At 61.2% G+C, this 26,324-nt stretch carries 26 protein-coding genes; 16 read left to right on the top strand and 10 right to left on the bottom strand.

Annotation, left to right across the window (positions count from 1 at the left end; translation table 11 throughout):
* Nucleotide 1 precedes the first annotated feature (1 nt).
* Both J1D76_RS09685 and J1D76_RS09680 read left to right on the top strand, forming a co-directional pair.
* Complete coding sequence (locus tag J1D76_RS09685; RefSeq protein WP_421138085.1) at nt 2-667, top strand: CoA transferase subunit B; 666 nt, start codon at nt 2-4, stop codon at nt 665-667.
* 11 nt (nt 668-678) lie between these two features.
* A complete protein-coding gene (locus tag J1D76_RS09680; protein WP_421138084.1) occupies nt 679-1,860 on the top strand; it encodes an acetyl-CoA C-acetyltransferase in 1,182 nt (393 codons plus the stop codon).
* Nucleotides 1,861-2,435: 575 nt separating this feature from the next.
* On the opposite strand, the gene J1D76_RS09675 is transcribed toward J1D76_RS09680, so the two are convergent.
* Nucleotides 2,436-3,758, bottom strand: a complete 1,323-nt coding sequence (locus tag J1D76_RS09675) for an Nramp family divalent metal transporter (RefSeq protein WP_421138083.1) — start codon at nt 3,756-3,758, stop codon at nt 2,436-2,438.
* A gap of 225 nt (nt 3,759-3,983) precedes the next feature.
* Between J1D76_RS09675 and J1D76_RS09670 the strand changes: the two genes are divergently transcribed.
* The 5 genes from J1D76_RS09670 to J1D76_RS09650 all read left to right on the top strand — a co-directional run bounded on the left by J1D76_RS09670 (nt 3,984) and on the right by J1D76_RS09650 (nt 7,575).
* Nucleotides 3,984-4,778 carry a hypothetical protein gene (locus tag J1D76_RS09670; RefSeq protein ID WP_421138082.1) on the top strand — a complete coding sequence of 265 codons (795 nt, stop codon included), beginning with the start codon at nt 3,984-3,986 and terminating at the stop codon, nt 4,776-4,778.
* 58 nt (nt 4,779-4,836) lie between these two features.
* The gene (locus J1D76_RS09665) at nt 4,837-5,754 is read left to right on the top strand and encodes a DMT family transporter (RefSeq protein ID WP_421138081.1); all 918 of its coding nucleotides are present in this window, start codon (nt 4,837-4,839) and stop codon (nt 5,752-5,754) included.
* An 83-nt stretch (nt 5,755-5,837) separates the two neighbouring features.
* Nucleotides 5,838-6,509: a glutathione S-transferase family protein gene (locus J1D76_RS09660; RefSeq protein ID WP_421138080.1), complete on the top strand. Its 672-nt coding sequence runs from the start codon at nt 5,838-5,840 to the stop codon at nt 6,507-6,509.
* A 30-nt stretch (nt 6,510-6,539) separates the two neighbouring features.
* Entirely contained in the window at nt 6,540-6,866 is a 327-nt protein-coding gene (locus tag J1D76_RS09655) for a putative quinol monooxygenase (protein ID WP_421138079.1), read from the top strand.
* Nucleotides 6,867-7,008: 142 nt separating this feature from the next.
* The gene (locus tag J1D76_RS09650) at nt 7,009-7,575 is read left to right on the top strand and encodes a hypothetical protein (RefSeq protein ID WP_421138078.1); all 567 of its coding nucleotides are present in this window, start codon (nt 7,009-7,011) and stop codon (nt 7,573-7,575) included.
* A 3-nt stretch (nt 7,576-7,578) separates the two neighbouring features.
* Here the strand turns inward: J1D76_RS09650 and J1D76_RS09645 are convergent, their stop codons facing one another.
* The 3 genes from J1D76_RS09645 to J1D76_RS09635 form a co-directional block, all read right to left on the bottom strand.
* Nucleotides 7,579-8,295 carry an alpha/beta hydrolase gene (locus J1D76_RS09645; protein ID WP_421138077.1) on the bottom strand — a complete coding sequence of 239 codons (717 nt, stop codon included), beginning with the start codon at nt 8,293-8,295 and terminating at the stop codon, nt 7,579-7,581.
* 181 nt (nt 8,296-8,476) lie between these two features.
* Nucleotides 8,477-9,589: a succinylglutamate desuccinylase/aspartoacylase family protein gene (locus tag J1D76_RS09640; protein ID WP_421138076.1), complete on the bottom strand. Its 1,113-nt coding sequence runs from the start codon at nt 9,587-9,589 to the stop codon at nt 8,477-8,479.
* A 100-nt stretch (nt 9,590-9,689) separates the two neighbouring features.
* Nucleotides 9,690-10,469 (bottom strand): ABC transporter substrate-binding protein, encoded by a 780-nt coding sequence (locus J1D76_RS09635; RefSeq protein ID WP_421138075.1) that lies wholly within the window; start codon nt 10,467-10,469, stop codon nt 9,690-9,692.
* A gap of 330 nt (nt 10,470-10,799) precedes the next feature.
* Here J1D76_RS09635 and J1D76_RS09630 point away from each other — a divergent pair, with 330 nt between their 5' ends.
* Complete coding sequence (locus J1D76_RS09630) at nt 10,800-11,441, top strand: type 1 glutamine amidotransferase (RefSeq protein WP_421138074.1); 642 nt, start codon at nt 10,800-10,802, stop codon at nt 11,439-11,441.
* Between the two features lie 70 nt (nt 11,442-11,511).
* Here the strand turns inward: J1D76_RS09630 and J1D76_RS09625 are convergent, their stop codons facing one another.
* Nucleotides 11,512-11,946 carry a rhodanese-like domain-containing protein gene (locus tag J1D76_RS09625; protein ID WP_421138073.1) on the bottom strand — a complete coding sequence of 145 codons (435 nt, stop codon included), beginning with the start codon at nt 11,944-11,946 and terminating at the stop codon, nt 11,512-11,514.
* 101 nt (nt 11,947-12,047) lie between these two features.
* Between J1D76_RS09625 and ftrA the strand changes: the two genes are divergently transcribed.
* The gene (gene ftrA, locus J1D76_RS09620; protein ID WP_421138072.1) at nt 12,048-13,022 is read left to right on the top strand and encodes a transcriptional regulator FtrA; all 975 of its coding nucleotides are present in this window, start codon (nt 12,048-12,050) and stop codon (nt 13,020-13,022) included.
* A gap of 107 nt (nt 13,023-13,129) precedes the next feature.
* Here ftrA and cobF read toward each other — a convergent pair whose 3' ends face one another.
* Together cobF and J1D76_RS09610 are read right to left on the bottom strand one after the other, a co-directional pair.
* Entirely contained in the window at nt 13,130-13,885 is a 756-nt protein-coding gene (gene cobF / locus J1D76_RS09615) for a precorrin-6A synthase (deacetylating) (protein ID WP_421138071.1), read from the bottom strand.
* Nucleotides 13,885-14,457 (bottom strand): histidine phosphatase family protein, encoded by a 573-nt coding sequence (locus tag J1D76_RS09610; RefSeq protein WP_421138070.1) that lies wholly within the window; start codon nt 14,455-14,457, stop codon nt 13,885-13,887. The genes cobF and J1D76_RS09610 overlap by 1 nt, the downstream gene beginning before the upstream one ends.
* A 565-nt stretch (nt 14,458-15,022) precedes the next feature.
* Between J1D76_RS09610 and J1D76_RS09605 the strand changes: the two genes are divergently transcribed.
* The 5 genes from J1D76_RS09605 (at nt 15,023) to J1D76_RS09585 (ending at nt 19,085) form a co-directional block, all read left to right on the top strand.
* Nucleotides 15,023-16,039 carry an arginine N-succinyltransferase gene (locus J1D76_RS09605; RefSeq protein ID WP_421138069.1) on the top strand — a complete coding sequence of 339 codons (1,017 nt, stop codon included), beginning with the start codon at nt 15,023-15,025 and terminating at the stop codon, nt 16,037-16,039.
* A 37-nt stretch (nt 16,040-16,076) separates the two neighbouring features.
* Complete coding sequence (astA, locus tag J1D76_RS09600) at nt 16,077-17,111, top strand: arginine N-succinyltransferase (RefSeq protein ID WP_421138068.1); 1,035 nt, start codon at nt 16,077-16,079, stop codon at nt 17,109-17,111.
* 143 nt (nt 17,112-17,254) lie between these two features.
* A complete protein-coding gene (locus tag J1D76_RS09595) occupies nt 17,255-18,124 on the top strand; it encodes an isocitrate lyase/PEP mutase family protein (RefSeq protein WP_421138067.1) in 870 nt (289 codons plus the stop codon).
* Between the two features lie 289 nt (nt 18,125-18,413).
* On the top strand, nt 18,414-18,548 hold the full coding sequence (locus tag J1D76_RS09590) for a hypothetical protein (protein ID WP_421138066.1): 135 nt from the start codon (nt 18,414-18,416) through the stop codon (nt 18,546-18,548).
* A 48-nt stretch (nt 18,549-18,596) separates the two neighbouring features.
* Complete coding sequence (locus tag J1D76_RS09585) at nt 18,597-19,085, top strand: GFA family protein (protein ID WP_421138065.1); 489 nt, start codon at nt 18,597-18,599, stop codon at nt 19,083-19,085.
* 113 nt (nt 19,086-19,198) lie between these two features.
* Here the strand turns inward: J1D76_RS09585 and J1D76_RS09580 are convergent, their stop codons facing one another.
* On the bottom strand, nt 19,199-19,807 hold the full coding sequence (locus J1D76_RS09580; RefSeq protein ID WP_421138064.1) for a tRNA-(ms[2]io[6]A)-hydroxylase: 609 nt from the start codon (nt 19,805-19,807) through the stop codon (nt 19,199-19,201).
* Nucleotides 19,808-19,969: 162 nt separating this feature from the next.
* Here J1D76_RS09580 and J1D76_RS09575 point away from each other — a divergent pair, with 162 nt between their 5' ends.
* Complete coding sequence (locus J1D76_RS09575) at nt 19,970-20,833, top strand: universal stress protein (protein ID WP_421138063.1); 864 nt, start codon at nt 19,970-19,972, stop codon at nt 20,831-20,833.
* 99 nt (nt 20,834-20,932) lie between these two features.
* Here J1D76_RS09575 and J1D76_RS09570 read toward each other — a convergent pair whose 3' ends face one another.
* Nucleotides 20,933-21,403, bottom strand: coding sequence for a DUF1289 domain-containing protein (locus J1D76_RS09570; RefSeq protein ID WP_103393678.1), 471 nt, complete (start codon nt 21,401-21,403; stop codon nt 20,933-20,935).
* A gap of 457 nt (nt 21,404-21,860) precedes the next feature.
* Here J1D76_RS09570 and acnB point away from each other — a divergent pair, with 457 nt between their 5' ends.
* Nucleotides 21,861-24,461 (top strand): bifunctional aconitate hydratase 2/2-methylisocitrate dehydratase, encoded by a 2,601-nt coding sequence (acnB, locus tag J1D76_RS09565; protein WP_421138100.1) that lies wholly within the window; start codon nt 21,861-21,863, stop codon nt 24,459-24,461.
* A 163-nt stretch (nt 24,462-24,624) separates the two neighbouring features.
* On the opposite strand, the gene J1D76_RS09560 is transcribed toward acnB, so the two are convergent.
* The gene (locus J1D76_RS09560) at nt 24,625-26,283 is read right to left on the bottom strand and encodes a SulP family inorganic anion transporter (RefSeq protein ID WP_421138062.1); all 1,659 of its coding nucleotides are present in this window, start codon (nt 26,281-26,283) and stop codon (nt 24,625-24,627) included.
* Nucleotides 26,284-26,324: the final 41 nt, after the last annotated feature.

The following is a 26,324-nucleotide window of genomic DNA, read 5'->3' as shown; positions in this document are numbered from 1 at the left end:
AATGGCACTTTCCCGCGAACAAATGGCTCAACGCGTCGCCCGCGAAATGCAGGACGGCTTCTACGTGAACCTGGGCATCGGCATTCCGACCCTGGTCGCCAACTACATCCCCGAAGGCATGGAAGTCATGCTGCAGTCGGAAAACGGCCTGCTGGGCATGGGTCCGTTTCCTACCGAAGAAACTATCGATGCCGACATGATCAACGCCGGCAAGCAAACCGTGACCGCCCGCACCGGTGCGTCGATTTTTTCCTCGGCCGAATCCTTCGCAATGATCCGCGGCGGCCATGTCGACCTGACCGTGCTCGGCGCCTTCGAAGTGGACGTGCAAGGCAACATCGCCTCGTGGATGATCCCCGGCAAACTGGTCAAGGGCATGGGCGGCGCGATGGACCTGGTGGCCGGCGCGGACAACATCATCGTCATCATGACCCACGCGTCCAAGGACGGTGAATCCAAGCTGCTGGACCACTGCAGCCTGCCGCTGACCGGCGCCGGTTGCATCAAGCGTGTACTGACCGACCTGGCCTACCTGGAAATCGAAAATGGCGCATTTGTCCTCAAGGAACGCGCTCCAGGCGTCAGCGTTGAAGAGATCGTCGCCAAGACTGCCGGTAAACTGATCGTCCCGGACCATGTGCCGCAAATGCAGTTCGCAGACCAGTGAGGAATCATTCCATGCAAGAAGTCGTCATTGTTGCCGCCACGCGCACCGCGATCGGTAGCTTCCAGGGCTCGCTGGCCAATGTGTCCGCCGTTGACCTCGGGGCTGCGGTGATCCGCCAGTTGCTGGCGCAAACCGGCCTGGACCCGGCCGAAGTCGATGAAGTGATCATGGGCCAGGTACTGACCGCCGGCGCCGGGCAAAACCCTGCGCGCCAGGCGTCGATCAAGGCTGGCCTGCCATTTGCCGTGCCGGCCATGACCCTGAACAAGGTCTGTGGCTCGGGACTCAAAGCCCTGCACCTGGGCGCCCAGGCCATTCGTTGCGGCGATGCCGAGGTGATCATCGCCGGCGGCCAGGAAAACATGAGCCTGTCCAATTACATGATGCCCGGTGCCCGCACCGGCCTGCGCATGGGTCACGCGCAAATCGTCGACACCATGATCAGCGATGGCCTGTGGGATGCGTTCAACGATTACCACATGGGCATCACCGCCGAGAACCTGGCCGAGAAGTACAGCCTGACGCGCGAGCAGCAGGATGCCTTTGCGGCAGCCTCGCAGCAGAAAGCAACCGCGGCCATCGAAGGCGGTCGTTTTGTCGATGAAATCACCCCGATCCTGATCCCGCAGCGCCAGGGCGATCCATTGTCCTTCGCCACCGACGAGCAGCCACGGGCCGGCACTACCGCCCAATCACTGGGCAAACTCAAGCCAGCCTTCAAGAAGGAGGGTTCGGTGACCGCCGGTAACGCGTCGTCCCTGAACGACGGCGCTGCCGCCGTGATCCTGATGAGCGCCGAAAAGGCCAAGGCCCTGGGCCTGCCGGTGCTGGCGAAAATCGCGGCGTATGCCAACGCAGGCATCGACCCGGCAATCATGGGCATCGGCCCGGTATCGGCCACCCGCCGCTGCCTGGACAAAGCCGGCTGGAACATCGACCAACTGGACCTGATTGAAGCCAACGAAGCCTTCGCCGCACAATCGCTGGCCGTGGCCAAGGACCTGGAGTGGGACTTGAACAAGGTCAACGTCAACGGCGGCGCCATCGCCCTGGGCCATCCGATCGGCGCCTCGGGTTGCCGCGTGCTCGTTACCCTGCTGCACGAAATGATCAAGCGCGATGCCAAGAAAGGCCTCGCCACCCTGTGTATCGGTGGTGGTCAGGGCGTGGCATTGGCGCTCGAGCGGGCGTAAGCCAACAGCGTTCAACAGACGGTACGGGGACCCACGAAGATCCGTCGCCGTCTGGACAAACACCCGGTGCGATGCAAATCGCACCGGGTTTCTTTTTTGCGCCACAAATCCCTGTAGGAGCTGGCTTGCCAGCGAAAAGGCCGGCACATCCGACATACATCTTGCCTGTACCGCCGTCTTCGCTGGCAAGCCAGCTCCTACAGGGGTTCGCAGGTGAACCCCGACATTGCGGCCAGCACAGATACATTGGGTTCCCGGATGTACACCGACAACGCAACCAACACAAATCAATTGTAGGAGCTGGCTTGCCAGCGAAAGGGCCGGCACATCCGACATACATCTTGCCTGTACCGCCGTCTTCGCTGGCAAGCCAGCGCCTACAGGGGGTCGCAGGTGAACCCCGACATTGCGGCCAGCACAGATACATTGGGTTCCTGGATGTACACCGACAACGCAACCAACACAAATCAATTGTAGGAGCTGGCTTGCCAGCGAAAGGGCCGGCACATCCGACATACATCTTGCCTGTACCGCCGTCTTCGCTGGCAAGCCAGCGCCTACATAGGGGCCGGGCGTCACCCCAGAAACTGCAGAATCAACCAGCTATTGGCCCCACTGATCACCACAAACAACCCCCACGCCAACACCCGCGTCGGCAACCGATTCACCAGCGGGCCCATGAGCGCGTGATCATTGGTCATGCGGATCAACGGATACAACGCAAACGGTAGCTGCAAACTCAACACCACCTGACTCATCACCAGCAACTTGCCGATGGCGCCGTCGCCCATCAACCACACGCCGATGAACGCCGGGATCAGCGCCAGCCCGCGGGTGATCAGGCGTCGTTGCCAGCAAGGAATGCGCAGGTTCAGGAAGCCTTCCATGATCACTTGGCCGGCGATGGTGCCGGTGAAGGTCGAGCTTTGTCCCGAAGCCAGCAGCGCCACGCCAAACAACACGCTGGCCAGCGCCCCGCCCACCAACGGGTCGAGCAGATGGTAGGCATCCTGGATGTCCACCACATCGGTGTGCCCGGACTGATGGAACGCGGCCGCCGCCAGAATCAGGATCGCCGCGTTGACCAGCAACGCCAGCGCCAGGGAGCCGATGGTGTCGATGCGCGCCAGTTTCACCGCGTCCTGCTTGCTGGCCAGGTCCTTGCCGATCAGCCGGGTTTGCACGATGGAGGTGTGCAGGTACAGGTTATGCGGCATCACCGTGGCGCCGAGAATGCCGATGGCCAGGTACAGCGGCGCCGCATCGGCAATGGCCGACAGCGACGGCGTAAAACCACGGGCGACGTCCGGCCAGTAGGGTTTGATCAGCAGCAACTCGACAAAAAAACACACGCCGATGGTGGCGACCAATACCAGCATGATCGCTTCGAGCCGGCGGAAGCCGCGGTTCTGCAATGCCAGCACCAGCAAAGTATCGAATGCCGTCAGGGCGATGCCGAAGGTCAGCGAGCAACCGAGCAACAAATGAAACGCCAGGGCGCAGCCGAGCACTTCGGCCAGGTCGGTGGCGATGATTGATATCTCCGCCAAAAACCATTGGGTACGCGCCATGCGTGGGCTGTAGCGCTCCCGGGACAACTGCGCCAGATCGCGCCCGGTGGCGATGCCCAGGCGCGAACACAGGCACTGCACCACCATTCCCGCCAGGCTCGCCAGCAACACCACGAACAACAGGCTGTAGCCGAAGCGCGAGCCGGCCTCGATGGCGGTGGCCCAGTTGCCCGGGTCCATGTAGCCGATGGACACCAGCAACCCCGGCCCGGCAAAACGCAGGACACGCTTGAAGAACGACGCGCCTGGGTCGACGGCAACGCTACCGGCCACTTCCGGGGGGCAAAACGGCGCAGTGGCGGTCTTGGGCAAAAAACTGAATTTCACACGATGATCCATCAACAAGTGGAAAGGCTCGGCTGATCATCGCAAAGTTTGTGGGCCCGCGCTCAGCCAATACGGTTTTCCCCATACGGCGCAGCAGCGTAAGCCGCATCCCCGCAAGCCAGTTGTTGAATGCGCCGCTTTTTGTATACAACAATCGCATACATACAAGGCAATCCACTTTGCGCAATGTTACCGTTTCCACTCACACAGGTCGGAGACGTGCGCGTGCTGATGCTTAAACTACTGGTGATTCCTGGCTTCCTGCTGCTGATTTCCCTCGCGGGTAAACGCTGGGGGCCGAGCGTGGCCGGTTGGTTGTCGGGGTTGCCGGTGGTGGTCGGGCCGATCCTGTTGTTCCTGGCCCTGGAGCAAGGCGAGGCGTTCGCCGCGCAATCGGCCACCGCAGCCTTGTCGGCAATGTTCGCGATGATTGCGTTTTGCGTGACGTACGCCCAGGTCGCGCAGCGGGCCGGATGGCCAATGGCGTTGGTGATCTCGCTGTCGGTGTGGGCGCTGGCGGCGGTTATCCTGTCGCTGGTCCCGGCCTCGCTAGTGTTTTCGGTCTGCGCCGCCGCCATCGCGTTGCTCGCCGCACCCTACCTGTTCCCCACGGTGCAACCGTTGCTCAAGGGCCCGGCGCCGAAATCCGACAAACTCTTGCTGCGCATGATCGCCGGCGCCCTGCTAACCCTGGTTGTCACGTTGTTGGCCAGCACCGTGGGCGACCGCTGGAGCGGCCTGCTGGCGGTGTTCCCGGTGTTGGGCAGCGTGATGGCTGTGTTCTCCCAGCAAACCCGCGGCCCGGCCTTTACCGCCGCACTACTGCGGGCCACCGCCACTGGCATGTATTCGTTCGCGGCGTTTTGCCTGGTGTTGGCACTGGCCCTGCCATCGCTGGGGATGAAGGCATTTGTGCTGGGCGTCGCGGTGTCGGTGGCGATGCTGGCCGTGACCAAGCGCCTGCTGGCACGGCCGGTCGGGCCGACGACGGACACTGGAGGAACCGCAATCAAGCGCTAAGCTGCACGCTGTCATCGGGCCAGGATGTTGCCCGCCTCTACGCGCTGAAGGAACAGACATGACGGCATCAGGCTTGCGTAATACCCGCTCGGCAACCGCTGTGGGCGTAATTGCGATTTTCCTCTGGTCCTGCCTGGCGCTGCTGACCACCCTCACCGAAGGCATCCCGCCCTTTGAATTGCTGACGTTGAGTTTCGGCGTGGCGTTTGCCGCGAGCCTGCTTACCCTTGGCCGTCGCGGATTGGCGGGGTTCAGCAGCTGGCGCCAACCCTGGGCCGTCTGGGCCAGCGGTTTCGTCGGGATTTTCGTCTACCACGCCTTGTACTTCTTTGCGCTCAAGGTCGCGCCCGCGGCCGAAGCCAGCCTGATCAATTACCTGTGGCCGTTGATGCTGGTACTGCTCTCAGCCTTCGCCGCCGGAGAAAAGCTGCACAAGCGCCAGGTGCTCGGCGCGGTGCTGGGCCTGGCGGGTACGGCGTTCATCATGCAGCAACGGGCAATTCACGCCAGCGGCACAATGCCGGTCGCCGGCTATCTGGCGGCGTTCGGCTGTGCGGTGATCTGGGCCGCTTACTCGGTGTTCAACCGTCGTTTCAGCGCGGTGCCGAGCAGCATCATCGGCGGCATCTGCGGCATGTCGGCCGCCGCCGGGCTGGCCTGCCACCTGGCCTTCGAAACCACCGTATGGCCGGATTTCAATCAATGGGCGGCGATCATCGTCCTCGGCCTGGGGCCGGCGGGCCTGGCGTTCTTCGCCTGGGACCACGCCACCAAACACGGCAACCTCGCCACGCTGGGCGCGCTGTCCTATCTGGCGCCGCTGATTTCAACCTTGCTGTTGATCGTCGTCGGCCATGGCCACGCCAGCCCGATCCTGATCGTGCCGGCTCTGCTGATCATCGCCGGTGCGGTGATCGCCACGGCCCAGGCTCCCGAGAAAGCGCCGGCAACCCGTTCGATCATTTCGCACGAGTAGAACAACAACCTCGTACGTCAATCGAACGGGTTTGCTTCAACATCAACCTCAGTTCCACCCCCTACCCGACTGAGGCCTACACCATGAAATTCTTTTTCCACCCTTCGCCAAACCCAATGAAAGTTGCCCTGCTGCTCGAAGAGCTGCAAACCCCCTACGAACTGATCGGCGTCGACACCTTCAAGGGCGAGCAACACCAGCCCGCTTTCCTGGCGATCAACCCGAACGCCAAAGTGCCCGCGCTGGTCGATGGCGATGCCACCGTGTTCGACTCCCAGGCGATCCTGCTGCACCTGGCGCACAAACATCAGCGCTTCGTGCCGAGCACCGCTGCCAGCCAGGCCGAGATGCTGTCGTGGCTGATGTTCATCGGCACCGGTCTTTCGCCGTTCTCCGGTCAAGCCGTGCACTTCCTGCACCACGCACCGGAAGACCTGCCCTACGCGAAAAACCGTTATTTGAAGGAAGTCGAGCGCCACTATCGCATCCTTGACGAGCGCCTGGCCCAACATCAATACCTGGCTGGCGACAGCTACAGCATCGCCGACATCGCGTTGTGGGGCTGGGCCAACTATGCACCGTACATCCTTGGCGAAAACGGCCTGGCGGCATACCCGAACGTCAAGCGCCTGTACGACGAAATCAGCGCCCGCCCGGCCGCCCAGCGTGCCCACGGTCTGAAAGAGCAACTGGTGCTCAAGGCCGAATTCGACGAAGAAACCCGTCGCAACCTGTTCCCGCAAAACCAGGCGTAACCCGCCGGTTCCAGCTTACGAGGATGATAAATGAGTGATCAAGTCGCGTTTGTCGTTTACCTGCCGGCCAAACCGGAACGTTTTGCCGAAACCAAAGAACGCCTGTTGGACGTGGTGCATCAGATGTCGGCCGAACCGGACTTCGTCAACACCTGGGTCCACCAGTTGCAGGACGAGCCCAATACCCTGGTGCTGTACGAAACCTGGAATTGCAGCAAGCAAGACTTCATCGCTCGTCACCTGACCAAGCCGTATCGCCTGGCGTACGAACAAGTATTGCCGGCGTTGTTGGCCAGTGAACGGCGGATTGAGTTTCTCGATGTGATTGAAAGCTATCCAGCACGGCGGGAAATTTGACTGAGGGGGGCTTGCCACAAATAAACCACCTCAAGCCAAATCGTTTCATGCTCAAGCGACCACTCGGTAGAGCACACTGGAACCCACCACAACCTCCATGGGATGATCGCGCCCCACCGCGCGACCGTCCCTGGAGATCCCGATGTCTTTGTTGAGTAAAAAAGCCCTTATCCTGCTGCTGGCAGCCGCTACCGGCCTGGGGGCTTTGAATGCGCAGGCCGCCAAGGCCACTGCCAACAATGCGCCAGCACAGAAAGTCTCGATGCTCGGCGGCAAGTTCACCTTCACCCTGCCCAAAGGCTTCATCGCCAACCCGCTACCTGCCAGCGCCGAAGGTGCGAGCGGCACGCTGTACAGCAATGAAACCACCAAGACCGTGGTCATCGCCGCCGAAAACAACCTGCCCGAAGGTTCCAGCGTCAAGGACAACGACGGCGCGTTCCTCGATGGCACCGTGGCCGATTTCGATGCGGCGCAACGCAAATCCCTGCCCGACTACAACAAGCTCAGCGAGAAAAGCCTGACCCAGAAAGCCGGGCTGGGCTTGCGCCAGGTCGACAGCACCGCCTCCCAGGGCGGCGGCATGACCCTCAACACCACGTTGATGGCCGCTTCCGGCACCCGCATGGCGGTGCTTCAGGTGATTTCCCGCCCTGGCGACATGGCCGCCCACGAAACCCTGATCAAGCAGATCGTCAGCGGCAAATAAGGCTCAGGGGTTCAGGCGCTGCAACCAGGCGCTCAAGTCCTGGATTTCTTCGGCGCTGATGTTGTGGCCGACACCGGGGTAACCGTGAAACTCGGGTTCGAGTGACACGCTCTGCAACAAGGTGTTGGCGTCGGTGCCGTCGCTGTAGGGCAGGCGTTTGTCCTGCTCGCCATGGCCGATGAAAATTGCCAGCGACTGACGTTTTTCATCCGGCTTGAGCTCGGACTTGAGCACCGGCAGAATCCGCCCGCTCAGCGCCGCGAACCCGCCCAGGGCTTCGGGGTGCCGCAAGCCGAGCTCGTAGGACATGATTGCGCCCTGGCTGAAACCCACCAGGAACACCTTCTCGGGTTCGGTGTGATATTTCTTCGTGGCCTGTGCGATGAAATCCAGCAGCACCTGTGCGCTGGTCTTCAGATCATCGGTCTCACCGTTGTAGGCACCTTCGCCCTTCTTGCGAAACCACTGGTAGCTGTCCGCGTCCACGGCCAACGGGGCCCGTACCGACAGGTAAGTGTAGGACGCCGGCAAATCATCCTTGATGCCGAACAGGTCCTGCTCGTTACTGCCGTAACCGTGGAGGAAAATCACCAGGGGTTGATGGGTCGAATCGGGGTTGGCTTGCGCCAGGTATTTGAGCGGCAAGTCGGTTTGCAGCGGGGTTTGGGCGTGGACGGCGGTGGAGGCCAACAGTGTGAGCAGCGCGAGAATCTTCAACATGGGTCTTCCTTCACGGAATGCAGGATTCGCGCAAGAGCCTAACACTGTGAACCAGGCAGGAACATCTTCGGTGCGGCTCAAGCCGCTTTCGCTGGCAAGCCAGCTCCTACAGGGGTACGCGATCCTTGTAGGAGCTGGCTTGCCAGCGAAGAGGCCCGAACAGACGCTAGAGATTCCAGGTTCAGTCGTTGATCAACTTGCCCACCCGAATCGGCTCCCGCCCGGCCACTTTCGCCTGCCACGTCCCCGGCTGGGTATAGCGCCCACGATCGATGGCAAACAGCACACCGCTGGTGCCGGCCTGCACCGTGGTGACCTTGTCATTCAACGGGTCGACCACCTCGAACAGCGCATCGCCCTTCTCCACCCACTCGCCGGCTTCGCGCAGGAAACTGACCACGCCGTGATGCGGTGCGAACAGGTATTGAGTGCCTTCGAACGGCATGCCTTCGCAGCATTCAGCCGGCGCTGCCGGCCAAGCGCCCGCGATGAAACCCTGCTCGGCGAGAAAGCCCAGAATGGCCTCGCAATTGGCCTTGGCCTGATCGACGCGGGTGTCGCCCATGCTGCCCAGTTCCAGCGTGGTCGCCAGGTTAGCCGGTGGGATCGCCGCCGCCGGGAACGCCCTGGCCAGGCGCAGCCATGGCGAAGAACAGGATTCATCGAACGAACTGCCGCCGGAATCTTCACACAGCAACGCCACCCCAGCCTTCAGGCGCGCCGCCAGGGATTGCCATTGTGGCCAGTGCTGCGGCAACGCGTAAATGTGGATCACCGCGTCGAAATCGCAATGCAGGTCGAGGGTGACGTCGGCGTCGCAGGCATGGCGCAATAGCAGGCGATGCATGGCTTCCAGTTGCGATGGCGCCGCCGGCAAGCCATCGAGCACCTGGCCCATGGCCTGGCGAATCAGCGCGATGTTGGCCTGGGCGTCGCGGCCCAGTCGATCGCCGATCAACTCGGCCACCGGCGCACTGAGTTCGACGAACGAGCGGTTGAAGTTCTTGCCGCTGCCCAGCTCGAAACGCCCCATGTGGCTGCCTTGCAGGTGCTGGTCGAGACCAATGGGATTGGCCACCGGCACCAGTTCGATCACACCGTTCAACTGGCCTTGTTGTTCAAGTTCTGCCAGGCGCTGCTTCAACTCCCAGGCTGTGCGCATGCCCGGCAATTCGTCGGCGTGCAGGCTGGCCTGGATGTACACCTTGCGCGAGCCCGCTCCATAACGAAATACGCTCAGGGTGCGCTCGGTGCCCAGGTGGCTCCAGGGCAATGGGTGGTCGATGCGTTGCATGGAGAAACTCCTACAGTTGGGAAAGGTGTGGGCAGGATAAATCACGAGCACAAAAAAATGGCAGCCGCTTCAACGGCTGCCATTTTTTCAGCCTGCCCGCTTACTCGCCGTAAACGTCAAACTTGAAGTACTTGTCCTGCACTTGCTTGTACTTGCCATTGGCGCGAATGTCGGTGATGGCTTTGTTGAATTGCTCGGCCAGAGCGGTATCGCCCTTGCGCACGGCGATGCCGGCGCCGCCACCGAAGTATTTCGGATCGTTGTACTCAGGGCCAACGAAGGCAAATCCCTTGCCGGCGTCGGTTTTCAGGAAACCGTCGTCCAGGTTGACCGAGTCGGCCAACAGCGCGTCGATGCGACCGGAGACCATGTCCAGGTTGGCTTCCTGCTGGGAGCCGTAACGTACCAGGACAATCCCGGCTGGCTGCAGCACTTCAGTGGCGAAGCGGTCGTGGGTACTGGCGCGCAGCACACCGACTTTCTTGCCCTTGAGTTCGGTCAGCGGGTCCTTGACGTCGGTGCCTTCCTTCATCACGAAGCGCGCCGGCGTGTGGTAGTACTTGATGGTGAAATCGACGTTCTTCTTGCGGTCTTCGGTGATGGTCATGGACGATAGGATGGCGTCGATTTTCTTGACCTTCAACGCAGGGATCAGGCCGTCGAACTCTTGCTCGACCCAGGTGCACTTGACCTTCATCTGCTCACACAGCGCGTCGCCGATGTCCACGTCGAAACCGGTCAACTTGCCGTCAGGGGTTTTCATCGAGAATGGCGGGTAGCCGGCTTCAATACCGATGCGGATCGGCTTGGCGTCTTCGGCCACGGCGGTCAGGGACAACATCGACAGTGCCAGGGCACCGAACATCACTAGCTTCTTCATTTATAACTCCTGTGTGCGGAGGCTTTTATTGGCAGCTTCGATTGGCAGCGTTCGGTCAGCGCTTTGTGGGCGGTCACCGAAGTGGCCGGCAGTCTAGAGTGGCTACAGGAGGGCAAATTGCGTTGAGGCGACAAATATTTATAAAAACGTGGTGGTGCCAGACGAGCGCCATGGGGTCCGCGCCATCGTGGTGCAGAGCCTGGCAGACATCCCCCGTTTTGCCGTCAGATTTACCGCTTATCCAGTGTTATCTGACGGAACAAGCCGACTGGCGATGACCGATGTTTTACGGCACATTGAGCGCCCTTGCGACCCATCGAGAGTAGCGTGATGCCCACGTTGAACCTGATCCAGCACCACCCCGCCGAAGGTCCGGGTGCCATCGCCCACTGGGCCGAATCCCGAGGGCTGACGCTGAACGTGTTTCGTGCCGACCTCGGCCAATTGCCGCCCGTCAGCGCCGATCCCGTGATCCTGTTGGGCGGACCTTATGAATCCAATGCCGGGCCGGCCTGGTTGCAAGCCGAACGACAATGGCTCAAAGGCAGTCTCGAGCAGGACGCCGCCGTGTTCGCAATTTGCCTGGGTGCACAGTTGCTGGCATTGAGTCTCGGTGGGACTGTGCGGCGGCTGGACCAGACCGAAACCGGCTGGACCCGCGTAACCTTTAGCGATGGGCAAACGCTGAAGGTGCTGGAGTGGCACGAAGATGCCATCGACCTGTCGCCCAATGCACAACTACTGGCCAGCAGCGAGCAATGCGCGCAGCAGATGTACCGCGCCGGGCCGACGCGGTTGGGGTTGCAGTTTCATCCGGAGTGGAACGCCGCGTCGGTGGCCGAGTTGAATGCGCATTTTGGTGATGAGTCGCCGTTGCCACGGGGGGTGCAGGATGATGCGGCGTTCGCCGAGGTGTTTTCGTGGTTGAAAGTGACATTGGATGCGTGGTGGCTGGCCTCTACCGGTCGCTGATGCAGATCAACGCACATCCTGTGGCAAGCCCGCAAGCCCGCAAACCGCAATGATCAGCGGTATTTGAAACTCAGCACTCGCAACCAATCGCTTCACTGGCCGGCCGCAGCACCCCAGTACTCAGCACAAACCCCTCATCCAGCCACCCGGTCACACCGCCGATCATCTCCTTGACCGGATACCCCAACGCCGCCAGTTTCACCGCTGCCTTGTTGGCGCCGTTGCAGTGCGGGCCGGCGCAATAGACCACGAGCAGGCTGTTTTTCGTGTACTCCGACAAGCGTTCGGCAGTCAGCAGGCGCGTGGGAATGTTGATCGCGCCTGGCACATGCCCGCGCTCGAACGCCAGCGGGCCGCGCACGTCCACCAGCACGAAATCGATTTCACCTGCCTGCTGGCTGGCATGAACGTCGGAACAGTCGGTTTCGAACGTCAGACGGTTGCTGAAATGCATTAAGGCAATCGCCGAAGGGGCGGCGGGAATGTCGCGAACCAGGCTGGTCATTGGCTGTACTCCAAATGTTGAGTGGGCGTGGGAAGACTTTATCTCCCCGCCCGTTGCCGCTACAGTGGCGCACAAGTCACTGACCGGGAACTTTCCGCCAAATGCACCCCACTCCTGGATTGGTCGCGATCCTCGCCTACGACGGCCTCTGTACATTCGAGTTCGGCATTGCCGTGGAGATCTTCGGACTGGCTCGTCCCGAGTTCGATTTTCCGTGGTACACGCATCAAATCGTCGCGGTCGATCAGGGCCCGATGCGGGCCATGGGTGGCATCCAGGTGCTGGCCGATGGCGGCATGGAACTGCTCGCCGAGGCGCGGACCATCATCATTCCCGGTTGGCGCGACCGTAGCGCCGCGGTGCCCGACGAGCTGATCGCCGCTTTGCGCCAGGCCCATGCGCGGGGGGCGCGTTTGCTGTCGATCTGCTCCGGGGTGTTCGTCCTCGCCGCCACCGGGTTGCTCGACGGCCACGGCGCGACCACGCACTGGCGCTACACCGCGGAACTGGCCGAGCGGTTTCCCGGCATTCAGGTGGACCCGGACGTGTTATATGTCGATTCCGGCCAGTTGATCACCTCTGCGGGTAGCGCGGCCGGTATCGATGCCTGTCTGCATCTGGTGGCGCGGGATTTCGGCACCCAGGTGGCCAATGCCGTGGCGCGACGCCTGGTGATGTCGCCGCAACGCAGCGGCGGCCAGGCGCAATTCATTCCGACCCCGGTCAGCCCCACGCCGCGCAGCGACCTGTCCCGCGTTATGCAGTGGGCACGCGAGCGCCTGCACCAACCGCTGGAAGTGCGCGACCTGGCGAACGAAGCGGCGATGAGCGAGCGCACCTTCCTGCGTCGCTTCACCGAAGCCAGTGGCCAGTCGCCAAAAACCTGGTTGCAACATGAACGCATGGGCCGCGCCCGCGAGCTGCTGGAAGGCAGCCAGCACAACACCGAGCAGATTGCCGAGCGCTGTGGCTATCGCTCGGTGGAAAGTTTTCGGGTGGCGTTTCGAACGGTAGTGGGCGTGCCGCCGTCGGTGTACCGCGAGCGGTTTGGCCGCAGCACCCAGGCTGGTTTTTGAGGTGTTCTCTCGGGCCTCTTCGCTGGCAAGCCAGCTCCTACAGGGACATGTATTTCAACTGTAGGAGCTGGCTTGCCAGCGAAGGCGTCAGCCCAGTCACCGCCTGATCAGGGTTTGCGCAGCAAATAGGTATCCATGATCCAGCCATTGACCAACCGCGCCGCCTTGCGCACCCGCTCGATCTCATCGGCGACCTCCCCAAGCTTGCCGCTGATCAGGATCTCGTCCGGCGTCCCCAGGTACGCGCCCCAGTAAATCTCGGTGTCGCGGTCCGCCACCTGGTGATAGGCATCCTGGGCATCGAGCATCACCACCAGGGTGTCGGCATCGCTCACCTGGCCCGCCGCCAATCGCCGGCCGGTGGTGATTTCAACCGAGCGGCCAATCTGGTTGAGCGGCACCTTGTGCTGCGCCGCCAAGGCCTGGACGCTGGTAATGCCGGGGATCACCTCAAACTCAAACGCACAGGCACCCGAGGCCTGGATCGCCTGCAAAATGCGGATGGTGCTGTCGTACAGCGCCGGGTCGCCCCATATCAGGAAGCCACCGCACTGGCCGTCGGACACTTCTTCATTGATCAGCCGTTCGAAGGTCCGCTGCTTGGCCAGGTTCAGGTCGTCGACGCTGGCCTTGTAGTCGACCTCGCCGCGTTCGCGTTCCGGGCTGTGGGCTTCGACAATTCGATAGTCATGATCGGTGATGTAGCGTTCGCAGATCTCACGGCGCAAGTCGGTGAGCTTGTTTTTGCTCTCGCCCTTGTCCATGAGAAAAAACACATCGACCACGTTCAACGCCTTTACCGCTTGCATCGTGATGTAGTCGGGATTGCCGGCACCAATGCCGATCACCAGAAGTTTTTTCATCAAAGCATGTCCTCAGGCTCGGTGCCCGCAATGCGCAGCCGCCAGCGGCCATGGAAGCGCAACTCGACCGCCGACAAGGGCTCGACGTCGATCTGGGCAGACGACGCGCCTTGCAACACGTGCGTCAGCGCGGCGCGAATAATAAAGGGATGGGTGATTGCCACGATGTGTCCCGGCGTCGATTGCAACGTTGTCAACCAGGCGCCCACGCGCTCACCCAGTTGCAGTAACGACTCGCCACCGTGCGGGGCCAACGCCGGATCTTCCAGCCACTGCTGGAGCGCCTGTGCTTCGGTTTTTTGCAGGGTGGCGATGTGCTCTCCGTTCCAGCGGCCGAAGTTGCAGTCCTTGAGGGCGTCAATAATCTGCGGCGCGCTGCCGAACAGTCCGGCGGTTTGCCGGGTGCGCAGTTCAGGGCCACAGACCAGTCGTGGCGTACCTTTGAACTGATTGCAGCGGGACAGCCTGAGCGCCTGCCAATCCATCTCCAGCGGCTCATCCAGCGCAAAGCGCGCGAGCTTCTGGGCGACGGTTCGGGCATGACAAATCAGGGTTAAACGGGTCGCCTGCACCAGCAATCACTCTATCGATAAAAAGGAGCGACGGATTCAACTGACCGCCGCCGCGCAATTGTGCCGCAAGTCACCAGGCGGTGGGGACAGTTTCGTCAGGGTCGGAGGTCAAGACTTTCAGACAAGACTTGCCGGATTTTCTGATTTGGCTGACGGCATCGCAGGCAATCGCCTACACGCTTGTACGACTTCAACGAACCTTCCTACATCCGCCTTGCGCCCCATTTTTGGGCACGTTCGGGCCGGACAAAAATTAACTAGACAGGCAGTCCAGGTTAATTAAATACTCAGTTCAACGGACTGTTAAAGACTACTACTCACGCTCATCCAGCAGGAGCCCGGATGCCCTCTCCCGAATGCCCGACTACCGCGCCTGGCCCGACATCGAATGCGGGCAAACTTTTCGATTCGTGTTTAAAACCTTCAAGTCCAAGAAACCTCTGACCAGAAAAAGAGTGGCACCTGGCACACGATCAGATGACCACCGATTTAACGTGTGGAAAAACCGACAGTGATAGTCAGGTTCGGCACCCGACGCCGAACCGTTTGATACAGGAGTGTCTCCATGCTGGTCTTGCGTCCGGTCGAACTGGCCGACCTGCCACAATTGCAAAGGCTGGCGCGTGAAAGCCTGGTGGGCGTCACGTCGCTGCCCGATGACCGCGAACGACTGCGGGAAAAAATCCTCGACTCCTGCGCGTCGTTCGACAAGGACATCGCGGCTCATGGCCCGGAAAGCTATTGCTTCGTGCTGGAAGACCAGACCACCCGGCGATTGCTCGGCTGCTCGGAAATTCTCGCCACGGCCGGGTTCAGCGAGCCGTTCTACAGCCTGCGCAACCGACATTTCACCAGCGCCTCGCGGGAACTGAATATCGAGCACGACGTACCGGCGCTGTCGGTGTGCCACGATCTGAGCGGACACACTCTGCTGCGGGGCTTGCATGTCGATGCCACACAGGTGTGCAGCGCGCATTCAGAGTTATTGTCGCGGGCGCGCCTGTTGTTCATTGCCGCCCACGCCCGACGGTTCTGCGATGCGGTGATCACCGAAATCGTCGGCTACAGCAGCGATGAAGGCCACTCGCCGTTCTGGGACGCCGTGGGCAAGCATTTTTTCGACCTGCCGTACGCTGAGGCCGAACGGCTGTGCGGCCTGCAAAGCCGCACTTTTCTCGCAGATCTGATGCCGCAGTATCCGATCTACGTGCCCATGCTGCCCCAGGAAGCACAGGATTGTATTGGCGCGATCCATCCCGAGGGGCAGGAAGCCTTCGACATTCTCGAGCGTGAAGGTTTTGAAACCAACAGCTACGTCGATCTGTTCGATGGTGGCCCGACATTGTACGCCCGCACATCCGCCATTCGCTCCATCGCCCACAGCCAGCGCGGCGTCATCTCGTCCGGCCCGGTAATCGATGCCCGGGGCCGCTATCTGGTGAGCAACGATGGCTTGAAGGATTACCGCGCCATCGTCGCCGACCTGGACTACACCGCCGGCCAACCCGTCACCCTCGACACCACCCTGTGCGAGGCGCTGAACGTCACCACAGGCTGCCCAATCCGGTTGATCGCCCTGTGATCGCTCAGCCCGACAACCGCGAAGAAGGAACAACCGCATGATTGTCCGCCCGGTCCAGATCACCGACCTGCCCGCCCTGTTCGCCCTCGTACGCCACGCCGCGCCAGGGCTCAGCAGCCTGCCGGCCGACGAAGAGCGTCTGGCCCACCGGATCCGCTGGGCGCAACGCACGTTCGCCGGGCAGGTTGATCGCGCCGATGCCGATTATCTGTTCGTGCTCGAAGATGACGAACAGCGCGTGGTGGGGGTCAGCGCCCTGACCGGCGGCATCGGCTTGCGCGAGCCCTGGTACAACTACCGTGTGGGTTTGACCGTTAGCGCTGCGCCAGACCTGGGCATCCAGCGCCAGATCCCGACCCTGTTCCTGAGCAATGAATTGACCGGACAATCGGAAATCCGCTCGTTGTACCTGCGTCCCGATCAACGCGGCGGCAGCAATGGCCGCCTGCTCTCGCTCGGGCGCCTGTTGGTCGTGGCCGAATTTACCCAACTGTTCGGCGATAAACTGATCGCCGAATTGCGCGGCAGCACTGATGAGCGAGGCGGCTCGCCGTTCTGGGACAGCCTGGGCCGGCACTTTTTCAAGATGGATTTCAGCCACGCCGATCACTTGTCCGGGCTGGGCAACAAGTCGTTCATCGCCGAACTGATGCCGCGCCAGCCGCTATACACCTGCCTGCTCACCGAACAGGCCCGTGCGGTGATCGGCAAGGTGCATCCCAATACCGAAACGGCACTGAAGATTCTCAACGCGGAGGGGTTTGCCCACCAGGGCTACATCGATATTTTCGATGGCGGTCCGGTGATCGAAGCTCCGGTTTCCGGGGTCCGAACCGTGCGCGACAGCCAGGCGCTGCAACTGGCCATTGGTTTATTGGACGATCACGCGCCGCTCTGGTTGATCCACAACCGCCGTCTGGAAAACTGTCGCATTACCTGCGCCCCGGCCCGACAGGTGGGCCACAGCCTGGTGGTTGATCGCCTGACCGCCAAGCGCTTGCAGCTACAGCCCGGCGACTCGGTGCGCGCCGTGGCGCTGCTCGGGCAAGGGCACCAGGCCGTGGCGGCGTGACCTATCAGGTTCATGTCGCAGGCGTCAATCAGGCCTAACCCAGCAAATTCGTCATCATTCTCACCCTGCTCGCGTGATAGCCTTTTATTTCTTCGGCGTTGACACTTTTGCTCAAGCCCTTCCATTCCATTGGTGGAACTCATATGTCCTGGCTTTCTCATCAAGATTTGCGCCGCAATTTTCGCCAACTGTTCGCCTCCGACACCTGCTACCACACGGCGTCGGTGTTCGACCCGATGTCGGCGCGCATCGCCGCTGACCTGGGCTTCGAGGTGGGGATACTCGGCGGTTCGGTCGCCTCGCTGCAGGTGCTGGGTGCGCCTGACTTTGCCTTGATCACCCTCAGCGAATTTGCTGAGCAGGCCACGCGCATCGGGCGTGTCGCCCAGTTGCCGGTGATTGCCGACGCCGACCACGGCTATGGCAACGCGCTCAACGTGATGCGCACCATCGTCGAACTCGAACGCGCCGGCGTCGCCGCGCTGACCATCGAAGACACCCTGCTGCCTGCGCAGTTTGGCCGTAAATCCACCGACCTGATCACGGTCGCCGAAGGCGTCGGCAAGATCCGCGCGGCACTGGAAGCCCGCTGCGACAAGGAAATGGCAATCATCGCCCGCACCCACGCCGGGATTTTGCCGGTGCAGGAAATCATCAGCCGCACCCGCCAATACCAGCAAGCCGGCGCCGACGGCATCTGCATGGTGGGCGTCAAGGACTTTGACCACCTGGAGCAGATCGCCGAGCACCTGAGCGTGCCGCTGATGCTGGTCACCTATGGCAACCCGCTGCTGCGCGACGACAAACGCCTGGCCGAACTGGGTGTGCGCGTGACCATCGACGGCCACGGCGCGTACTTCGCCGCGATCAAGGCGACCTACGACAGCTTGCGCGAGCAACGCCAGATCCTCACCCAGACCTCGGACCTGAGCGCGACGGAATTGACCCACACCTACACGCAACCTGAGGAATACATCCGCTACGCGGAAGAATTCATGAGCGTGAAGGAGTGACGGGCTAGCCCATTTCGACGCCTTCGCGAGCAGGCTCGCTCCCACAGGTTGACCGCTCTGGACGCCACACCCAAGAACCTTGTAGGAGCTGGCTTGCCAGCGAAAGCGGTGTGTCTGCCACGCAGACCTTGGCTGACCGAACGCCTTCGCCGGCAAGCCAGCGCCTACAGGGACTGCGCCAGACGCCAATGCCGGGAATACCCGAAAAACTTGTAGGAGCTGGCTTGCCAGCGAAGAGGCCGGCCCATTCACCACCAATCCACCTGCCTATCACCCTCACTGATGCACCATGACATCCACCCAAACCCAGCGCATGTTGAGCCCTCAAACGGAGGGATTCGCCCGCGCCGAGTTGTTCGCGCAAACCGGTGACCAACTGAAACGGGTGGCGACGGGCGATGCGATCCTGGTGCCGGTCGAGTAGCCCCGACGGTCTAGGCTGTTGGGGTACGCTCAACAGCCGGAGGCTCCCATGCATCTCGAAGGTTCCTGCCATTGCGGCGCGGTGTCGTTCAGCTTGACCAGCGCCCACCCCTACCCTTACCAGCGCTGCTACTGTTCGATCTGCCGCAAGACCCAAGGCGGTGGCGGGTATGCGATCAACCTCGGTGGCGACGCCGCCAGCCTCAAGGTACGCGGGCGCAAGCACATCGCGATCTACCATGCGCGGCTCAAGGACGACGGTGACAAACGTGCCCACAGCAGCACCGCCGAACGGCATTTCTGCGCGGTCTGTGGTTCGGGGTTATGGCTGTTCAGCCCGGAGTGGCCGGAATTGATTCACCCGTTCGCCTCGGCCATCGACACCCCGCTGCCAGTGCCGCCGGAGCATACGCACTTGATGCTGGGGTCAAAGGCGCCGTGGGTAGAGGTACAGGTTATGCCGGGGGATCAGCAGTTCGAGGTGTACCCTGAAGAGTCGATTGCGCAGTGGCATGAGCGGTTGGGTCTGAACCGTTAGTTTTTTTGTGGCTGATGGCCCCTTCGCGAGCAGGCTCGCTCCTACAGGGATCACGCGAACCCAGTGGGAGCGGGCTTGCCCGCGAAGGCGTCCGCCAGAACAGCCAGGAACTATCAGGCCGCCGCGGGCACACCGCTGTGAAAGCGGAATTCCACATCCGGCGATTCGATCAGTTCCTGCTCGGCAGCCCGCACCCTGTCGATCACCTGGACGATGTCCTTGGCGTCGCCATACTGGTAGGCCAGTTTCAGGTATCCCTGGAAATGCCGCGCTTCGCTCTTGAGCAAACCGAAATAAAACTTGCCCAGTTCTTCGTCCAGATGCGGCACCAGCGCCTCGAAACGCTCGCAGCTGCGGGCCTCGATGAAGGCCCCGACCACCAGCGTGTCGACCAGTTTCACCGGCTCATGACTGCGCACCACTTTGCGCAGCGCCGAGGCGTAGCGCCCGGCGGAGAGCTGGCGTAGTTCGATCTTGCGACGTTTCATCAGGCGCATCACTTGTTCGTGGTGCACCAGTTCTTCCCGGGCCAGGCGCGACATCATGTTGATCAGGTCGACGTGGGAATGGTACTTGGCGATCAGGCTCAACGCGGTGCTGGCGGCCTTGAATTCGCAGTTCTTGTGGTCGATCAGCAGGGTTTCCTGATCGGCCAGCGCGGCTTGAACCCAGCCGTCGGGAGTGCGGCAGCCAAGGAACTCGTGAATTTCGGGAAGGATCATGGGGCTCACGGAAAAATAGGTTCAAAACGAAGGGCGCCGATTATACCGGCCTGTCCGCAGACCACCAGTCGCCAACCATTGATAGGCATCAAGTCCCCGATTCGCCGGCAACAACTATAGTTGTGCAACGCCGTGCTTTTTCATTTTCTGGAGATCGTGCACATGCAATCCATCCGCAGCATCCTGGTGGTCATCGAGCCTTCACCCGATGAGAGCCTGGCCCTGGCCCGCGCCAAGTTGATCGCGTGCAAGACCCAGGCGCACTTGCACCTGCTGGTTTGCGACAAGAAGCATGATCACTCCGAACACTTGCGGGGGCTCAAGGAAGAACTGCTGGAGATCGGCTACAGCGTCACCACTGAACAGGCGTGGCGCGACAGCCTGCATGAAACCATCATTGACGTGCAGCAGGCCGAAGGTTGTGGGCTGGTGGTCAAGCAACACTTTCCAGACAGCGCCCTGAAAAAAGCCCTGTTGACGCCCGAAGACTGGAAATTGCTGCGCCACTGCCCGGTGCCGGTGCTCCTGGTAAAAACCGCTGGCTCCTGGAAAGACAAGGTCATCCTGGCCGCCATCGACGTCGGTAATGCGGACGGCGAACACCGTCACCTGCACAACACCATCATCGATCACGGCTATGACATCGCCAGCCTGGCCAAGGCCCAGTTGCACGTCATCAGCGCCCACCCGTCGCCGATGCTGTCGTCGGCCGACCCGACGTTTCAACTCAGCGAAACCATCGAGGCGCGATACCGCGAGCAATGCAAGTCGTTCCAGGCTGAATTCGACATTGACGATGACCACCTGCACATCGAGGAAGGCCCGGCAGACGTGTTGATTCCATTCATGGTGCACAAGCTGCAGGCGGCCGTGACCGTGATCGGCACCGTGGCGCGCACCGGGTTGTCAGGGGCGCTGATCGGCAATACGGCGGAGGTGGTGCTCGATGCGGTGGAGAGTGATGTGCTGGTGCTCAAGCCACAGGAGATTGAGGATCACCTGGAGGAAATTGCCGGCAACCATTGAGATTTTTGGCGCCTGTGAAATCTCCTTCGCTGGCAAGCCAGCTCCTACAGGACGACGCAAGACCTGTAGGAGCTGGCTTGCCAGCGAAGCTTTTAACGGTCAACCGCCAAAAACATCCTTGAGGAACCCCGGTGCGATATAGCGCTGGTAATGCGCCTCGGACAACAGGAAAAATTCCCGATCAATGGCATCGCGCAATTCTGGCAGGTTCCAGTCGCGAAACTCCGGCAGCAACACCATTCCGTAGGCTTCCAGGTTATTGATCACCCGTGCGCCCCGGGCGATCAACTGGTAGGCCCAGCAATATTCCGACTGATGGGGCACGAAGCGGATCTTGCGCTGCTCCAGCTGCATTCTGAGCAAAGCGGGGTCGAAAATTTCCACCTTGGCGGCCATCACTTGGGACAGCAACTGCTCCAGGCGCAGCCACACCGCGCGCTTTTCTTCCTCGTTGTAACCGTTCCAGTGGATCACTTCGTGATGGAAACGCTTGCAGCCACGGCACACCAGGTCACCGTAGACAGTGGAGCAAAGGCCGACGCACGGCGTCTTGATGGTCTGATTGGGCATAGTTAGGCAAAACGCGAAAAAGCAAAACAGGCCGGCATGTTAGCCCTTTGCCGGCCATTGATCACCCCTCAAAGTACAGGGCCAAGCCTGCGCCGGCCTTTGCCGAGGCTCACCACCAAAGTCCAATAAACACTGACTTACCTTTAATTTTTTTTTGCCGTAGAATCAGCCTGCCTTTTTAGGCGCCAATGTCCGTTAGAAGCTGTTTTCAAAGCGTCACGAGCACAGTCGTTCCTTCAGAGCGGTGTTGGCGATGGGTTTTTCCAGCGGGGAAAAGCCCAACGCCAACCCTCATCAGCTCCCGTTCTGCAGGCGTAAAACTTTGAAAGCAGCTTCTGTAAGGAATTGTCGGTAATTCTGGCTAAGTGGCTCACAACGCCATGCAGCGCATGAGTACGGCAATTTCGGGATGAGCGTCCCGGACACCCATTTGGGACCACTGATGAGGGTAATAACTGTGCTTGAAGCCTACCGCAAACATATCGAAGAGCGTGCAGCACTGGGTATCGTTCCCCAGCCGCTTAACGCCGAACAAACTGCAGGCCTGGTCGAGCTGCTGAAAAATCCCCCGGCTGGCGAAGAAGCATTCCTCGTTGACCTGATCACCCATCGCGTTCCGCCTGGCGTGGACGAAGCAGCATATGTCAAGGCCGGCTTCCTGTCCGCCATCGCCAAAGGCGAAGCCAACTCCCCCCTGATCGACAAGAAGCGCGCTGTTGAACTGCTCGGCACCATGCAGGGCGGCTACAACATCGTGACCCTGGTCAACCTGCTGGACGACGCCGAACTGGCGCCAGTAGCGGCCAAAGAACTCAAGCACACCCTGCTGATGTTCGATGCCTTCCACGACGTCGCTGAAAAAGCCAAGAACGGTAACGTACACGCCAAGGGCGTGCTGCAATCCTGGGCTGACGGCGAGTGGTTCGTGAAACGCCCTGTGCTGGCGGACAAGATCAGCCTGCGCGTGTTCAAGGTGCCTGGCGAAACCAACACCGACGACCTGTCCCCTGCTCCTGATGCCTGGTCCCGTCCAGACATCCCGCTGCACGCACTGGCCATGCTGAAAATGGCCCGTGACGGCATCGTGCCGGACGAGCAAGGCGTCACCGGTCCGATGAAGCAGATCGAAGAAATGCGCAACGCCGGTTTCCCTATCGCCTACGTCGGTGACGTGGTCGGTACCGGTTCTTCGCGGAAATCGGCCACCAACTCGGTACTGTGGTTCTTCGGCGACGACGTGCCTTACGTGCCGAACAAGCGTGCCGGCGGTTTCTGCTTCGGCAACAAGATCGCACCAATTTTCTACAACACCATGGAAGACGCCGGCGCACTGCCGATCGAATTCGATGTGTCCGGCATGAACATGGGCGACGTGATCGACCTGTACCCGCATGCTGGCAAAGTCTGCAAGCACGGCACCGACGAAGTCCTGACCACCTTCGAAATGAAAACCCCGGTGCTGTTGGACGAAGTCCGTGCTGGCGGCCGTATCCCGCTGATCATCGGCCGTGGCCTGACCGAGAAGGCGCGAGCCGAGCTGGGCCTGCCACCTTCGACGCTGTTCAAGAAGCCAGAAGCTCCCGTTGAAAGCACCAAGGGCTTCACCCTGGCGCAGAAGATGGTCGGCAAGGCTTGCGGCGTGACCGGCGTTCGTCCGGGCACCTACTGCGAACCGAAGATGACCACCGTCGGCTCCCAGGACACCACCGGTCCGATGACCCGTGACGAACTGAAAGACCTGGCATGCCTGGGCTTCTCGACCGACCTGGTGATGCAGTCCTTCTGCCACACCGCGGCTTACCCTAAGCCGATCGACGTGACCACCCACCACACCCTGCCTGACTTCATCATGACCCGCGGCGGCGTTTCCCTGCGTCCGGGCGACGGCATCATCCACTCGTGGCTGAACCGCATGCTGCTGCCAGACACTGTCGGTACCGGTGGTGACTCCCACACCCGCTTCCCGATCGGCATCTCGTTCCCGGCCGGTTCCGGCCTGGTAGCGTTCGCCGCTGCCACCGGCGTCATGCCGCTGGACATGCCTGAGTCGATCCTGGTTCGCTTCAAAGGCGAACTGCAGCCAGGCGTCACCCTGCGTGACCTGGTTCACGCCATTCCTTACTACGCGATCCAGAAAGGCCTGTTGACCGTAGAGAAGAAAGGCAAGAAGAACGCCTTCTCCGGTCGCATCCTGGAGATCGAAGGCCTGCCTAAGCTGACCGTCGAGCAAGCGTTCGAACTGTCCGACGCCTCGGCCGAACGTTCGGCTGCCGGTTGCACCATCCAGCTGTCCAAAGAGTCGATTGCCGAATACCTGCAGTCCAACATCACCCTGCTGCGCTGGATGATCGGCGAAGGCTACGGCGATGCACGTACTCTGGAACGTCGCGCTCAAGCGATGGAAGCCTGGCTGGCCAACCCTGAGCTGCTGCAAGCGGACAAAGACGCTGAATACGCTGAAGTCATCGAGATCGACCTGGCCGACATCAAGGAGCCTGTGCTCTGCGCGCCAAACGATCCGGACGACGCTCGCCTGCTCTCCAGCGTTGCTGGCGAGAAGATCGACGAAGTGTTCATCGGTTCGTGCATGACCAACATCGGTCACTTCCGCGCTGCCGGCAAGTTGCTGGAACAGGTCAAGGGTCAGCTGCCAACCCGTCTGTGGCTGTCGCCGCCGACCAAGATGGACGCTCACCAGCTGACCGAAGAAGGCTACTACGGCATCTACGGAAAGGCCGGCGCTCGCATGGAAATGCCGGGTTGCTCGCTGTGCATGGGTAACCAGGCACGTGTAGAAGCCAACTCCACTGTGGTGTCGACGTCGACCCGTAACTTCCCGAACCGTCTGGGTGACGGCGCGAACGTCTACCTGGCTTCGGCTGAGCTGGCGTCCGTGGCTTCCATCCTGGGTCGCCTGCCGACCGTCGAGGAGTACATGGAATACGCTGGCAAGATCGACAGCATGGCGGCCGATGTCTACCGCTACCTGTCCTTCGACCAGATCGCCGAGTTCCGTGAAGCTGCTGCGAACGCCAACATCCCGGTCGTTCAAGCCTAACGCTACAAAGCCATGAAAAACGCCGCCCATCGCGAGATGAGCGGCGTTTTTTTATGCCCGTAATTTCACCGTTATCCCCTGTAGGAGTGAGCCTGCTCGCGATAGCGGTCAGTTTGCTGCATCTTTATCGACTGCCCCACCGCCATCGCGAGCAGGCTCACTCCTACAGGGGTGTGTTCTGTTTGAGGGCCTGTTGAACGGCCCCATCCACACTCAACCCACTCAATACCACCCCATTGCCCTCAACCTCCGGCAACGCTGCCAATGCCGTTTCTACGCGATCCTTGAGGCGCGCCAGGATCAAGCGGGTGCCGGCCTGATGCACCTGCAGGAAAAACTCCTGCAACGCCTCGATGCTGGTGCCGTCCAGGTCAGGGGATTCCTCCAGGCTGAGAATCACCGTGTGAATCGGCGCCTGCGAGTGCCGGATCAAACGCAATGCGCCACCCAGAATTCGCTCGACGTTAGCAAAGAACAACGCTTCGCTCGGCCGGACAATCAGCACTCCCGGCTCAGTCGTCGCCGCCGGATGCCGCTTTACATCGACAAAATCGTGACCACCATCGATCCGCCCGAGTATCTGGATGTCCGCCGCTGACATCTGTTTGAGCATCAACAACACACTGATTGCCACCGATACCAACAGACCGTCCAGCACCCCCAGCACCAGCACCGCCGCCACGGCGCAGATCACCAGCACACGGTCACGGCGCCAGACGAAATAGCGTCCCAGCGGCTGCAAGCTCAAGCCGCGACCCAACGCATGGATAACGATGGCAGCGAGAATCGGTTCCGGCGTCAGGGCGATATACGGCAGCACCGTCAGGACAATCAGCAACACCACCAGCGCCGCCACGCCGCCGGCCAGGCGCGAGGTCGCACCAGCCGCCTCGTTCGCCGACGTTGCCGAATACCCCGCCCCCGCCGGCATGCCGTGGAACAGGCCGGACAGCAAGTTCGACGCGCCAAGCGCCAGCAGATCGCGGTTCGATGTCACCCGGTCGCCGTGCTTGAGCGCATACGAACTGATCGAGCCATAGGACTCCGCGTACAGAATCATCACCATGGCGAACGCCAGTTCACCCAGGCGCAACCAGTCGGCAAACGGCAACACGGGCCACTGCGGGACGTCCAGGCTCAGATCAATCACGCCGATCAGCTTCACGCCATGGGCCGGCAGGTCGAGCCACTGCCCCGCAACGATGCCGATCACCACCACCAGCAAACCGCCCGGCAGACGCCGAAACCATGCGAACAGCACCAGCAAGGCCAACGCCACCGCGCCGACCGCTGCTGCGGCCCAGTTCCACTGTGGCAGTTGTTCGAGCAACTGCGGCAGAAAACGCACCAGGTTGGCATCGGTCAAATGCACCCCAACCACACTGGCGACCTGCTTGAGAATGATGGTCAACGCCAGGCCAAAGGCAAAACCGCGTAGCACCGGTTTGGCGATGAACGAGGTCACACTGCCGAGTTTGAACACACCGGCCAACAGGAAAAACACCCCGGTCATGACCACCAGGCCGATGGCCAGGGTTGAACGAAGTTCAGGATCGCCATTGGCCAGCGTCGCAGTGGCCGCCGCCAGTACCGCAGCAGACGACGAAGTCGCGGAGACAATCGCAAAGCGGCTGGTCCCGATCAGGCCGTAGCACAGCAACCCGGCGAACAAGGCGATCACCCCGGCCTGGGGCGCCAGTGCAGCGATGCTTGAATAGGCCACCGCTTCGGGCAGCAGCAGCCCGGCAATCGACAAACCGGCGAGCAAGTCTTGCCAGCGATTGGGTTGTTCGGCGGGGTTGGGCGGAGCGGCGCTCGACAATCCGGTGTCTCCAGGCGAAAAAAAACCGCTGCACATACGTG

The sequence above is a fragment of the Pseudomonas sp. NFX15 genome, from assembly GCF_049132105.1.
GTDB lineage: Bacteria > Pseudomonadota > Gammaproteobacteria > Pseudomonadales > Pseudomonadaceae > Aquipseudomonas.
This window is presented reverse-complemented; position numbering and strand designations above follow the sequence as displayed.